Genomic DNA, 14265 nt, shown 5'->3' on the forward strand with positions numbered 1-14265 from the left:
CCTTGCTCTTCCCGGCCAGGGCGGCAGATCGCGTCGGCGACAATATATTCCATTGAAGCCGAAAACTGGCTTCGACAACTGAAATTACATAAACGGTTAGCCGGAATCTTTACGAAAACACGAGTATGATCATCCGGCACCGATGTAGATGTCAAGCCTTTTTTCATGACAACGTCTGGCGTTAATTAGCTAAGCGCATCGACAACCGCAGAAACTAATATCGGGCAACGCGGGCTTATGATATAACAAGCCCATCTCCGAAACCAAAGGAGGGGGTCGCCATGACCTATCGGTTGACAACCGCGCAGGCGCTGATTGCTTTTCTAAAACAACAAAACGTCGAGAGAGACGGAAAACCTCACCCGTTTTTCTCAGGCTGCTTTGGAATTTTCGGGCATGGCAATGTGACTGGCATTGGCCAAGCTCTTCAGCAGAACCCCGACTTCCCCTATTATCTGGGCCGAAACGAACAAGCCATGGTCCACACGGCTGCGGCCTTTGCCAAAATGAGCAACCGTTTGCGAACACTGGTCTGTACGACGTCGATAGGCCCCGGCGCCACAAACATGATGACGGGCGCTGCGGCGGCCACAATCAACCGCCTGCCGGTCCTTTTGCTGCCTGGAGACATTTTCGCGCGGCGCAATGTTGCTCCTGTACTCCAGCAACTGGAGTCACCGGGCTCGCAGGATTTTTCTGTCAACGACTGCTTTAAGCCTGTTTCACGGTACTGGGATCGCATTCAGCGCCCGGAGCAGATTGTGACCGCATTGCCCGAAGCGATGCGCGTCCTGACTTCGCCTGCCGAAACGGGCGCCGTCACATTGGCGATGCCTCAGGATGTGCAGCCACAGGCATTCGATTTCCCATCGGATCTTTTTGAGAAGCGCATATGGAGAGTGCCTCGTCCGCGAGGCGATCGTGAGGTCATCCGGATGGCCGTAGAACGAATCCGGTCCTCCCGCAGTCCACTGATCATTGCAGGGGGTGGTGTCATTTATTCTGACGCGACTGACGTCCTGTCACGGTTTGCCTCTCAGACGGGCATCGCAGTCGTGGAAACCCAGGCCGGAAAGGGATCTCTCTGTTTCGACCATGATCAGTCATTGGGAGCGGTGGGCGTCACGGGTACTCCCGGCGCCAATATTTTTGCCCGGGAGTCAGACCTGGTGATCGGCCTTGGTACCCGCTTTAGCGATTTTACCACCGCGTCGAAGACTGCCTTTCAGAATCCTGATGTGAATTTCATTAACATTAATGTCGCAGAGTTTGACGCGTACAAACATGCGGCGCTTCCGATTGTTGCCGACATTAAAGTGGTGTTGGAAGAGATGTGCCAACCCCTTGGCGATTTCCACGTCAGCACTGATTACTGCGCCCGCCTCGAACGCCTGAAAGCCGAATGGGACCAGGAGGTCGATCGAATTTACGGTCTGCACGATGGCCCGCCTATTAGCCAGGGAGAGGTCATCGGTATCATCAATAATTTCATCCGACCGCGGGACGTTATTGTCAATGCCGCCGGAAGCGCCCCCGGGGACCTCCACAAGCTTTGGCGTTCTCGCAATCCAAAGGGTTATCACATGGAGTACGGTTACTCGACCATGGGATACGAAATCGCCGGAGGTCTCGGCGTCAAGATGGCCGCTCCGGATCGTGAAGTCTACGTGCTGGTGGGAGACGGCTCTTATCTCATGATGGCTCAGGAAATCGTCACATCGCTTCAGGAAGGTTACAAACTGAATATCGTAGTGGTTGACAACCACGGCTTCTCAAGCATCGGCGGACTCAGCCGCGCCTGCGGCAGTGGCGGTTTTGGAACCGAGTACCGCTATCGGCGAAACGGCTGCCTGGACGGTGAGGTGATGTCACTCGATTTCGTTGGCAATGCCGCCAGTCTGGGAGCGGTTGCAGTGCGCGCCAGGACACGGGAAGATCTCGCGGCAGCTCTTGCGCAAGCGCGCACCGAATCCCGCACAACCGTCATTGTGGTGGAAGTTGACCTCAATCAGCGTGTCCCGGGCTATGAGTCCTGGTGGGACGTACCTATTGCGGAAGTATCCGAAATGGAATCCGTCCGCACAGCCCACAATGCATACACCGCCGCGAAAGGGAAAGAGCGGTACTTCCTTTAAGAATCGCAGAAGGTGGAGTGCGGAGTGGCATGGAGCAGAATGTCTCGAAAAACTAAGCGCGCGCGCATTTTTGAAGAACTCTGTCATCGGTAAGAGTCCGGCGAAGGTCAAAATAAACCGGCATCAAAATCGAAATTGTGTGGTAACCAGGGCTGAGAGTAGTGCTCCCGACGGTCGAGGCACCGGTATAACTACGGGCTTGGCAAGCACTTCTACGTTAAGGTCGAGCATGATCCTAACGAAGCGGGTTAAATACCAGTTGAGACCCGGGGTGAACGTATTCACCTGGTTCCTCTCAGATCCATCCGACATGTGCAGTGTCGAGTAGCGGAATTTCAATTCCCATGCCCCCAAGCCCTTCCGGGGGCTGCCGAAGACGGGGGAGTGCGGGACCGGCTGGGCGTCCTCCACCCTATTTTCTCCTGTTATCAGATACGTGGTGCTGAAGTAGTATCCCTTCGCAGTAATGCCAGGCAGGTTGTCTCCCCTGGAACCCAGTCCGTGCCGGTCTTGCTGGCTTTGAATATATTCGGCGTGAAAACCAGCCGGTCCAATCAGCCACGCCCATTCTCCATTCTCGCGGGTAACGGCCCCGTTCACGGCCTGCTGCGTGAAGAACACAAAGCTGCCGCTCGCCGTCGATCCCAAAAAGCTTTTGCCGTATGTCGTGCGGCCGTCCGCAAATGCAGAGCCGAAGGTCATTCCCCTTAAGTAACGGCTGGAGCTGCTTAGCCACGGAGTAATGCGAAGCCGGAACACACCATCCGGAGTGACTGAGTCTTTTTCAGCCAGGGGACCTTTGCCACCAAAGATTCCTAGTTGATATTGCACGTCGCGTCCAAAGAGGAAACCCTGCGCCATGATGCCCGCACCCTGTCCCGGCACCAAATTGTTGACCATTTCTCGTTCGGCAAACTCGAGATATCTGGAGCTTGTCAACTCTTCACGAGAAAAGGGTTCCTTGAAACGCCCGATCTTGAACTGAAGAGCCGGCTTGTAATTAATCTGCAGATCCGCATTGTAAAGCGAGATTTTGAGATTGCTAGCCTCCACCGAAAAGTCAAAATCGTAATGCTGTCCGAGCGTTCCCTGAATGCCCAGTTCGACACGGCGCATGATAAAGTCATTGCTTGGCGCAGCCGGTCCCGCGTGTCCGCGATAGGTAAATTGGAAATAGCCATTCGGGTCAACCTCGAACCGCCCTTCTCTGCGAATATAGAGATGGCTCCCATCCCATCCCGCTTCGAGGCCACGGCCCGATGGCGATTGGACACGGACACTACCCTTGTCGCCGGAAGCAGTCGATTTATGCTTGCCACTCCGGGCGATATCCGGCACGCACGGGTGAGGAGCAGCAGCCTGGACGGTCGCATTCTCTTGGGACTTTGATCTTTCTGCTAAAGAGAACGCCGCCTCTTTCCGCGGAATAGCAGGCGACGGCGCGAGGGCCTCACAGCGGTTGATTTCTCTCCGGAGACGCCAGGGACTCACCGCGAGCGAAGGACGACATAGCAGAAGAAGCGCCATGGCTCCGAAAACCGCATTTGTTCTCTTACGCTTCTTCAACTGTACCCAACAGTTACTCGGCAATGCCGACCAACGTCACTTTTCTGTTGGCGCGGGGCTGCCGCCGCTGCGGTTCTCTTCAAAGCACCAATGGGTGAGTTCAGGAGTAAATTTGTCCACCACGGCGCGCGGCACGTCCGATTCCTTCAACTGGTAAAACTTGAAGCTGACGGAGCCAGGGTCGCTGCCGGGCGGATTCACCGTCCCCACAATATACCCATACACGTTGGTCATCGCTTCGCCCGCCCCCGGCAGGATCCTTGACAGGCTGACGCGCGAGGCGCCTGCCGTACCAATAATCCATCCCGGCAGCACGCCGCCGTGGGTCTTCCAGTATTCGGTGTTGTAAGCGTCCGCAATGTAAGCGTGCAGATGTGCAGCGATCACGTATACGTGCTTGTGCGACTGCTGCTCGGCTTGCAGCAGGTCCTTGTACACCTGCGAGCCACTCTCGATTCCCTGGGCAGACTCGTCCATGCTGTGGGGAGAGACGCCATGCGGCAGAGGCTCGTGCATTCCCAGCACAATCGTATGCACGTTCGGGTCAGTCTCATCGCGCTTCAGCGCGGATTCAAACCATCGCACCTGTCCTGTGTCGAACTGCTCGTCTCCGGCGTTGTCCATAGTGAAGAAGTCCACGCCTCCGATTTTCCAGTGATAATACGTCCGAAGCCCGTAGTCAAACGAGTTGTCCTCCAGCCGTTGCTTCTGAATGATGGGCGTATTCAGCCAGTTGGCAAATTCCACCATATAATCCTGCCGGGTTTTGAAATGCGACTCATGATTGCCGATGGCCAGAAACACCGGCATCTGGCCAAACGGCAGGAGCTGATTCTGAATGAAGTCATTCCAGTGGCTGCTCAGGTACCGGCTCACACTGATGCGATGCCCCCGGTAGCCTTCCTCGTTGGTCATGTCCTGATCAACGTCGCTGCCCAGCCGAAAATCTCCCAGATGCCAGTAGAATGCCGCATCGTGAGCCTGCGCGCCTGCGGCAATCTCCGGCATCACCACATCCCCGCAATTCCGCGAGTCGCCCGACACCACAAAAGTCCAGGTCTCATCAGGAGCTTTAACAAGTGTTTGGCTTGCAGTCGATGTTTCACTGGACTTTCCTCCAACGCTTTTCGACCAGCCCGGCGATAGCGGCCACAAGAGGATTAAGCCTAACCCGAGCATTCCAAGGCTGATTAAAACCTTTTGGTTCTGCCCATGAGACATTGACACACTCCCTCCTATGATTGTTCAACTCATCGTTCGCTTAGCATTAATGAATCAGGGCAGCCCTGGGGTGGGACGGGGGAACGATAGTTTTGCTTCCGACTGGTCTGTGCCCATTCCGGCGGAGTCGCCTCTGAGCCTTTGCCCCTGAGGGACGTAGCAAAGGAAAATTTTCCTCCTCTAACCCCCGGATAATCTCGCCCTTGCGGCCATCGGCGATTATGAGCCGATGGCCGCGAGAGGTCCCTTCGTGCCCAAGCGGCTCAGAACTCCAGCCGTAGCATAAACTGAAGCCGCCGCGACGAGCCGATCCCGGTGGCGCCGTCATTCAACTGGCCGGTAATGGTCCCGAAGGCGCCGTCCGAGATATTGGCATCCGGATCCCCGTAGATCGGGTGATTGAACAGGTTAAAAGCTTCGGCCCGGAAGTCCAGGGCCAGCCGTTCAGTAATGGCCGTTTTCTTCTCGAGCGCCGTGTCGATTTCGTAGTACCCCGGGCCGCGTCCAGCGTTATACCCCAAGTTTCCCCGCGTGCCCGGTGCGGGTACCGCAAAGGCCGCTGGATTGAACCAGTTGTTGATTGTTCGGTTGGCCGGATAAATGGGTACGCCGGGGACCAGTTCCGGCCGCTGATTCCTTGTCACGCCGTCGGGCACATCTGTCGAACTCCGGTCTACCAGGATATCAATCGGGCGGCCGCTCGTTGCCGACGCAATTCCGCTCAGTTGCCAGCCCCCGAGCAACCTTCCGGCCATGCCGCCGGCGTTTAAGAAATGCTTGCCCGGGCCAACCGGAAGCTCGTAAACCGAATTGACGGAAAGGGAATGGCGCACGTCAATCTCCGAGCTGCCATAGGAACATCTGATGCAATCATAGTCTTCAACGTGCGGATACTCGCCCGCTCCAAACCCGCCCCAGGCCAAGCCGTGCGACCACATGTACTCCGTCCCCCACGTCAATCCACTGGTGATATGACGCTGCACGGATACCTGAAGAGAGTGGAAGTTGCTGTTGCCCTGGTTTCTTTTCTGATTGAACTCGCCAAAGCCGGGGATGGGACGAACGCAATTGCCAGTGAGCGCGGAACCATTTTCGCAGCGGTTGAACCGAACGGCGGAGAACAGCCTGTGCCCCTCGCTCCCTTGGTAGGCAACCTGGCCGATAAACCCATGCGGCAACATGCGCTGGACAGTGAGGTCCCAGTCTTCGAAGTATCCGTCCCTCCGGTTCGGGTCCCATGCCTTAGGCGAGAATAGAGGATTGGTGAGCAGGGCCGGAGAGACTGGGTACGAAAGGCTCGGCACGTCCGCAGCCTTAATAAGAAATCGCTGGGCCGTACTCTCGTGCCCGTCGCTGAAGTCGTCCATCTGGTTCGGCTCGAAGTACATCCCGAACCCGGCGCGGATGACGGTTTTTCCCGAGACTCCTCCGGGCTGCCACGCCAGGCCCAGCCGCGGGGCGAAGTCCTTATAGTACGGCGAGTACAGTGGCGTACCCTTCGGGCAGAACCCTCCACATGCAATTGTCACGACGGCCTGGCGGTCATGCACCTCTTTCAGGACCGTGTAATGCTCCCATCGTAATCCGTAGGTGAGCGTAAGGTTGGGGCGCACTTTGAAGGTATCCTGCGCGTAGGGCATGATGTAGGTGCGCCGGTGGCCACCGAGGGTCAACTCCCCAAGGAATTCGAAATTATCCACGGCGTTGTTGATAAAGTCCTGCGGGCTGTTGTATGTATATATCCCGTTAGCGAATTGAGCCTCGCTCGAATTGTTAAGCCGATGGCGCTCAATGCCGATCCCCATTTTGATGGTGTGCCGGCCCTTGACCATAGTCAAATCGTCGTAGGCGTCAATCGTGGTGCCAATCTCTTCGTCGAGTGTGGTTTCACTAGGATCATCGAAGCCCCCCACGCTTACTCCGGTGGAGGTCACTACTCCGTTGAAGAGCGCGGTCGGAGACGTTCCAAAGGTGAAGTGATTCAAGGCAGAGCGGTTGACTCCACCCCGGAGTTCGTTAACGATCGTCGGCGAAAAGACGTGCGTTAACTGCACAACATAATTGGAGATGCGTAACAGTGGATTATCTCGGCCGCCCACCGTATCCGCCGGTGAGTTGATGACGGCGTCGTCAATGTTGACGCGGCCGAAAATGGAGGTCCTACTGTTGAACGTATGATCCAGACGGCCCATCCCGCTATTCTCTTGCTGGGAGTTCAGGCCGACGAATTTCGCTTGGTCGGTGAAGGCGTCGACGGGTGTCTGCCCAACCGGCCAGGAATTGACAAACTGTGTCAGCGCCGGCGAGGTGGCCGCCACCTGGTTTCGAACTGCCGCATTCGGCACAAACCCGATAATAGTGGAGTTCAGGATCTGCCGGAGCCCTTCATAATCGGCATAGAAGAAAGTGCGGTCCTTCTGGATAGGCCCGCCCATTTCGCCGCCGAACTGGTTCAGGTGGAACGGAGGGACGTCCGTATCGAAGGGCGAGCGGGCGTCGAAGACGTTGTTGCGCAGGAAATCGAAGGCTGCGCCGTGATACTGGTTCGTCCCCGTCTTTGATACGATGCTGACCTGGGCCCCAGCCGAGCCGCCCTGGTCGGCGGTATAGACGGACGAGCTCACGCGGAACTCCGCGATCGATTCCAGCGAAATGGACAGGCGCGCGCCAGCCTTCTGGTTCTGCTCCTGGACTCCGGTAGCGTCGATTCCGTCGTAGGTGTAGTTATTGTCGTCTGTTCCTCGCCCGACGAACCGCAGGTCCCTCTGGCCTCCGCCGCCGAGGTTCACCGCTCCCTGGGTGAGCGTCATCAGTCCGGCCCAGTCGCGCCCGTTGAGCGGAATCTCTTGGACTTGCTGTGAGCGGACGACGGTCGAGAGCTGGGCATTGTTTGTTTCGAGCGACACGGCCGTTGCACTTACCTGGACCCTGGTTGTGGCGGCGCCCACCGCCAGTTGCGCGTTTAACGTTCGGTTCTCGCCGACGGTTAGCTGGATCGACGTTGACCGAAAGGTGTTAAATCCTTTGGCAGAAACCGTGAGATCGTAAGTCCCTATAGGCAGACTGTTGATGCTGTAAACCCCGGAGCTCCCAGTTGTTACCTGCCTGGTGAAACCGGTGTCGGGGGCGACGACCTCCACGGTTGCACCCGGAACGCTCGCCCCACTCGGGTCCGTCACGGTCCCATTAAGGTTGGCCCGGTTGATTTGCGCCTTGCCGCTGGCAGTCCATAGAAAAAACACACACGAACCCAAGAGAAAATAGTAGAGAAAATACAATCCTCGCCCTTTCATTACTCCCTCCTTAAAAACTTTGACCTTAAACCCGACGAGGCTAAAGCGGCTCAGAAATCCAGGCGCAGCATAAACTGAAGCCGCCGCGACGTGCCGGTGCCAGTAGCGCCGGAATTCAACTGGCTGGTAATGACCCCGAAACTCCCCTTCGAGATATTGGATCCTGGAGTGCCGTACTGCGGATGGTTGAACATGTTGAAGGCTTCGAACCGGAAATCCAGGGCCAGCCGCTCCGTAATGGTTGTTTTCTTCTCGAGACCCGTGTCGATTTCCAAATGCGAAGGCCCACGTCCAACGTAGCGTCCCAGGGTACCCCACGTTCCAACGGCCGGTACCGCAAAGGCGGCGGGGTTGAACCAGTCGTTGATCGTTTGGTCAGCCGGGTAGAGGGACATTCCGGAAACAAAGTCGGGCCGCTGGTTACTTGAGTTACCGTCAGGCATTACACTCGCCTTCCGGCTTACTGTGATGTCTATTGGCAGGCCGCTCGTGGCCCCCGCAATTCCACTCAGTTGCCATCCGCCCAGTAGCGTTCCAGCGACGCCGCCGGCATTTATGAAAGGCTTGCCCGGGCCAACCGGAAGCTCATAAACCGAATTGACCGAAAGGGACTGGCGAACGTCATGGCTCGAATTGCTGTAGTCACATTTGATGCATGCCATGTTCTGAATGTGGGGATACTCGCCCGCTCCGAACCCGTTGTCAGACAAGGCGTGCGACCACATATACTCAGTCCCCCACAGCCACCCGCTGGTGAGACGGCGCTGCAAGGATGCCTGGAGGGAATGGAAGTTGCTGTTGCCCTGATTAGCTTTCAGGTTGTACTGCCCAAACTGAGGCAATGCACGTTCGCCCGTTAATGGATTTATGAGATTGGTCTTGGTAGCGGAAAACAGCCTGTGGCCTTCGTTGCCGACGTAAGCAACTTCGCCCAGGAAGTGAAACGGAAGTGCGCGCTGGACAGTGAAATTCCACTGCTCCACATATCCGTCCTTGCGGTTCTGGTCCCATGCCTTCGGGGAGAATGATGGAGAGGGCAGCAGGGATAGGGAAACCGGCCACGACAAGCCTGGCACACTCGACGCCGAAACGCTAAATCTTTCGGCCGTACTCTCGTGTCCGTCGCTGAAGTCGTCCATCTGGTTTGGCGAAAAGAAGATCCCGTACCCGGCGCGAATCACCGTTTTTCCACTGGCTCCCCCGGGAAGCCACGCCACGCCCAGCCGCGGCATGAAGTTCTTGTAGCTCGGGAAATAGAGCGGTGTTCCCTTCGGACAGAAGCCTCCGCACGAAGGCTTTACCACGGCAATGCGGTCGAACACCTCATGCAAAACGGTGTAATGCTCCCATCGCAATCCGTAATAGAGAGTGAGGTTGGAGCGGACCTTAAATGTATCCTGCACGTAGGGCATGATATAGGTGCGCCGGTTGCCGCCGAGAGTCAACTGCCCGAAAAAGGCATAGTTGTCAAGAACGTTGTTAATGAAATCCTGGTCGGCCGCGTATGAGAGCGCTCCGTTAGCAATTCCCTCGCTTGAATTGTTGAGCCGATGGCGTTCCACGCCTATCCCCGTCTTGATGGTGTGCCGACCCCTGACTAGGGTGAAGTCATCATAGCCGTCAATCGTGGTTCCGACCTCCGTGTCAAGCGTGCTGTTACTAGGGCCATCGAAAGAAGGTGAACTCGCGCAGACGTCGCCGGGCTGGCCGTTGGCTGTCGACAGGGGACACGTTCCAAACTGGTAGTGATGCAGAGCGGAACGATTGATTCCCCCCCTGAGCTCGTTAATGGCCGTCGGCGAGAAAACGTGTGTTAATTGGACGACATAATTGGAAGGCCGAATTTGCGGATTGTCACGGCCGCCCAGATTGTCCAGCGGTGAGTTGAGGGTGGCGTCGTCGATGTTGACGCGGCCAAATATGGAAGTTTTATCGTTGAAAGTGTGGTCCAGGCGGAGCATCACGCTATCCTCGCGCTGGGTGTTCTTTCCTATCGACGTATATTGGTCGGTCACGGAATCGACAGGCGTCTGGCCGACGGGCCAGGAATTAAGGAATGGTTTGAGAGCGGGCGAGGTCGCCGCCACCTGGTTTCGAAACGCGGCGTTCGGCACGAATCCAATCAAGGTTGTGCTCAGGTCCTGCCGGAGCCCTTCGTAATCCGCGAAGAAGAAGGTGCGGTTATGCCTGATGGGACCGCCCACGCTCCCGCCGAACTGGTTCAAGCGGAACGGCGGGACGTCCACATCGAACGGGGAGCGCGCGTCAAATACGTTATTGCGCAGGAAGTCGAAAGCCGTGCCGTGATACTGGTTTGTCCCCGTCTTTGACACGACGCTTACCTGGGCGCCGGACGACCCTCCCTGGTCCGCGGTATAGACCGAGGAGCTCACGCGAAACTCCGCGATCGATTCCAGCGAGATGGCCAGACGCGCGCCCGCCTTCTGGCTCTGCTCCTGGACGCCGGTGGCATCGAGTCCATCAAAAGTGTAGTTGTTGTCGTCAATGCCCTGCCCGCCGAACCGCAGGTCCCTCTGGCCGCCGCCGCCGAGGTTGATGGCTCCTTGGGCGAGCGTCATCAGTCTGGCCCAGTCGCGCCCGTTAATGGGGATCTGCCCCACTTGACTCGGGTGGATGACGGTCGCGATCTCGGCGTTGCTGGTTGCGAGCGCCTGACTTGAGCTCTTCACTTCGACTGTCGTTGTGGTCGCGCCCACCACAAGCTGCGCGTTGACCGTGCGAGTCTGGCCAACGGAGAGATCGATCCCCTTCGTCTGGTATGTCTTGAATCCTGATGCAGAGATCGTGAGATCATACGTTCCTACAGGCAGACTGCTGATGCTGTAGACCCCGCTACTCGTGCTGGTGGCTTGCCTTGTGAAACCAGTGTCGGGCGCGACGACCACAACCTTCGCGTTGGGAACACTCGCCCCACTAGGGTCCGTAACGGTTCCATTAAGGTTTGCCCGGTTGATTTGCGCCATGGCGCTTATAGTTGATAGAGAACACAAGAGAGAAACCAAGAGAACATAGTTGAGAAAATGCAATCCTCGTCGTTCCATCGCTCCCTCCTCAAAAATTGTGAGCTTAAACCTGACGCGGTTCCGAAAAGTCTTTGAGGCAGAATCTGACACTATGGTGTTGGTGCGTGTCAACATGCTGTTTCTCCTTCACGAAAACCGATTGGACCCAAGCCCGGCGAAGGGCGCTATGTCCAATCTCCCGACGCGATCTCAGTCTTTTTCAAGTACCACTCAATGAGCAGCAGGTTTTATCCCGCTTCACTTCCCCACGACCAAAAGCGTAAATTTCCCTCCCACCTCCGTCGACAAGAACAGCCGATTAGTTTTCAAATCAAGCGCGCTGGTCTTGGCAAACGGGAGCGTCTTGATGGTCTCCACATGACTATAGTGGTCAGGATCATCCTGATGAAACACTGTCAGGGTCCCATCGCCGTTGGAGTTGAAGATCAAGCGTGTCGTAGGATCGAATGAAGTCGCATCAACGTGGTCGCCGATGGGCAACGTTGTGACCACATGGCCGTTATCAGCATTCACGACCGCCATAACATGGCTGCGGCAGCCGATGAAGATCCGCCGGTTTGGCCGGTCCATGGCCATACTCGAGGGCCGTTGGCACGGTGCGAGTGGCCAGTGCGCATCCGCCTTTAGCTTTCGGGCGTCGATTTTTACCAGCTCGCTCTTGTCTTCCAGATTGTTGAACACGTAGCCGCGCCCGTCTGCGGCGGCAAACTCCGGCCCTCCGCCCAAGTCAACTGTTCCCGCCACATTCCCGGTCGCGGCGTCGATGGCCGTGGCGCTGTCGCCATCGCCATTGAAAGCAAAAATGCGGCGCGTCGCAGGGTCATAGATAATCCCGTCAGGACCCTTGCCAGCCGGAATGTGGCGCAGCACCTTCAGAGTTTTCAGGTCGAACATCGTCACCGTGTTCGCCTCGCCGTTGGTGCTGAACCCGTGATTCCACTTATCCGCCACGGCAATGCCGTGCGCTCCCTGCGCTGGGATTCTTCCAATCTTGGCGTAGGAATCGGCATTGACCACGTCCACCTCGGTCTCGTGCGAAACGTAGAGGTGCCGCGCGCTCTCGTCCAGCGTGAGGTAGTCCCCGCGTCCGTGGCCTCCGAGCGGAATTTCCTTCAGGATGCGGTAGCCGCCGACCGGTAAGGGCGCCGCAGCCAATGATGCCAGGGCAAGGCTGAAAAGCATCGTCAAGAGTTTCATTGAATCCCCTTATCAGGTCCTTGTGACCGTCTGTGACTGATCAACGAAATTCTATGGGTGAAGCATTACGTCCGCGTAACGGTCCCATGAACCTTGCGTTAAAATTAAACTTCCTCGTTTTCTTCCCGCATCAAAATCTGAGTTCGGTGATGCTCCTTTTCAGCAGGCAATTCATGACCACTCCCTGCGGCGGTCCCAAATGCCCTCTGCGCAGCGGAGCGCGAGCGCACCGATTGTGGAAGTGGGATTGACAGCAGCGCCGGTGGTGAAGGAGCTGCCGTCAACAACGAAAAGGTTAGGGACGTCATGCGCCTGGTGCCATTGATTGACAACGGAACTCTTGGGATCGCTGCCCATGCGCGCAGTACCCATCAGATGGAAAGCCGGAGCGATGACGCCGCTGTCAAGCACTTCAACAACTCCAGCCGCTTCAAGCGCCCGCCGCGCCATCGCCCCCCCATGGTGCAGTATCTTGAGGCTATTGGCGCTGTAACTGTAGACGACCCGTGGGGCCGGAATGCCGCTTGAGTCCTTGATATTAGGATCGAGTTCAACACGGTTCATTTCCTGTGGCAAATCCTCTCCCATCACAGTGATTCGAATGATGTGAGGGAATCGACGGCGCATCACACGGTGATGTTCGGCTCCCCATGGAACAGGACGGCTCGTGAATCCGCCCCAGGCCTGGTGCAAAGGACCGAAGCTCCTCTCCAGGAAGAATGTATACCCGCGCAGGAAGCCCCGGCTTGTATCAGTCTCATAGAACTGCTGGCTGAAGGCGGGGATTCCGAAAGGGCCGTCGTAACTGTCGATGCGCTCTTCAAAGACCCCTTCCAGAAAGCGGAAGGGATGGAGCATGAAGTTCTTCCCCACCAATCCTGAGGAATTGGCGATACCCTGCGGGAAAAGGTTCGATTTTGAATTCAGCAGCAGCCGCGGCGTGCCAACTCCGTTGCAGGCGACCACCACCACCCGGGCCCGCTGTTCATGGAGCTTTCCAAGGCGATCATAATACAGCGCTGCCTGCACACGGCCGCGGGTGTCCACCGTAATCTCTCGCACTCTCGCTCGCGTCTTCAGCACGGCGCCTTTGCGAAGCGCTTTGGGCCAGTAGGTGACGTCGGTCGAGGCCTTTGAGCCAATCGAGCACCCGAACATACACTTGCCGTGCAGATCGCAGCCTGGGCGGCCGTCGTAGGCGCGGGAGATGATGGCGTTATCAGAAACCCACCAGTGCCACCCCAGCTTGTCGAACCCTTTGGTGATGACGTCCCCCAGAATTCCGATAGGCAGGGGCGGCGTCGGCCGGGGTGCGCGCGGAGGGTTCGCAGGGTCTCCCGCCAAACCTGCCACCCCCATCTCCCGGTCATTCATGTCGTAATAACGTTCGAGGTCCTGGTAGGTGATGGGCCAATCCTCTGCCACACCGTCAAGGGTCTTAACGCGGAAGTCGGAAGGATGAAAGCGCGGGAAGTGACCGGTATAATGGATGGTGCTACCCCCCACCGCATTAAACATCAGAATATCGGGAGGATTTCCGCCCGTCGCCACAATAGGGTAGTCCTCCGGCCGGCGGCGAACATTGGGGCTGAAATTGAACGCGCCGCGATGCAGTTGGATTTCGTAATCGGGACGTGTGGAGGGGTACTGATCGGGTTTCGTCCAGTCGCCCTGTTCGAGACAAACGACCTTTGCGCCCAAGTCCGCAAGGTGCTTGGTTACAGCCCCGCCCGCCGCACCCGAGCCGATCACCAGCACATCCGCGAGCTCATCCGCCATATCCGTCTCCTGACCCAGCCCGTCTTACCT

Annotated in this window: 7 protein-coding genes; 1 reads left to right on the plus strand and 6 read right to left on the minus strand. The window is 57.1% G+C overall.

Annotated elements, in window-relative coordinates:
• Positions 1 to 281: 281 nt before the first annotated feature.
• Entirely contained in the window at positions 282 to 2135 is a 1854-nt protein-coding gene (gene iolD, locus VFQ24_14935; GenBank protein ID HET9179650.1) for a 3D-(3,5/4)-trihydroxycyclohexane-1,2-dione acylhydrolase (decyclizing), read from the plus strand.
• A gap of 123 nt (positions 2136 to 2258) precedes the next feature.
• On the opposite strand, the gene VFQ24_14940 is transcribed toward iolD, so the two are convergent.
• From VFQ24_14940 to VFQ24_14965, 6 genes are all read right to left on the minus strand, one after another.
• Positions 2259 to 3473 (minus strand): porin, encoded by a 1215-nt coding sequence (locus VFQ24_14940; protein HET9179651.1) that lies wholly within the window; start codon positions 3471 to 3473, stop codon positions 2259 to 2261.
• Positions 3474 to 3737: 264 nt separating this feature from the next.
• Complete coding sequence (locus VFQ24_14945) at positions 3738 to 4709, minus strand: metallophosphoesterase (GenBank protein HET9179652.1); 972 nt, start codon at positions 4707 to 4709, stop codon at positions 3738 to 3740.
• Positions 4710 to 5185: 476 nt separating this feature from the next.
• Entirely contained in the window at positions 5186 to 8215 is a 3030-nt protein-coding gene (locus VFQ24_14950; GenBank protein HET9179653.1) for a TonB-dependent receptor, read from the minus strand.
• A 50-nt stretch (positions 8216 to 8265) separates the two neighbouring features.
• The gene (locus VFQ24_14955) at positions 8266 to 11277 is read right to left on the minus strand and encodes a carboxypeptidase regulatory-like domain-containing protein (GenBank protein ID HET9179654.1); all 3012 of its coding nucleotides are present in this window, start codon (positions 11275 to 11277) and stop codon (positions 8266 to 8268) included.
• A 219-nt stretch (positions 11278 to 11496) separates the two neighbouring features.
• Entirely contained in the window at positions 11497 to 12456 is a 960-nt protein-coding gene (locus VFQ24_14960) for a YncE family protein (GenBank protein ID HET9179655.1), read from the minus strand.
• A 171-nt stretch (positions 12457 to 12627) separates the two neighbouring features.
• A complete protein-coding gene (locus VFQ24_14965) occupies positions 12628 to 14235 on the minus strand; it encodes a GMC family oxidoreductase (protein HET9179656.1) in 1608 nt (535 codons plus the stop codon).
• Positions 14236 to 14265 lie beyond the last annotated feature (30 nt).

The sequence above is a fragment of the Terriglobia bacterium genome (assembly GCA_035712365.1).
GTDB lineage: Bacteria > Acidobacteriota > Terriglobia > UBA7540 > UBA7540 > SCRD01.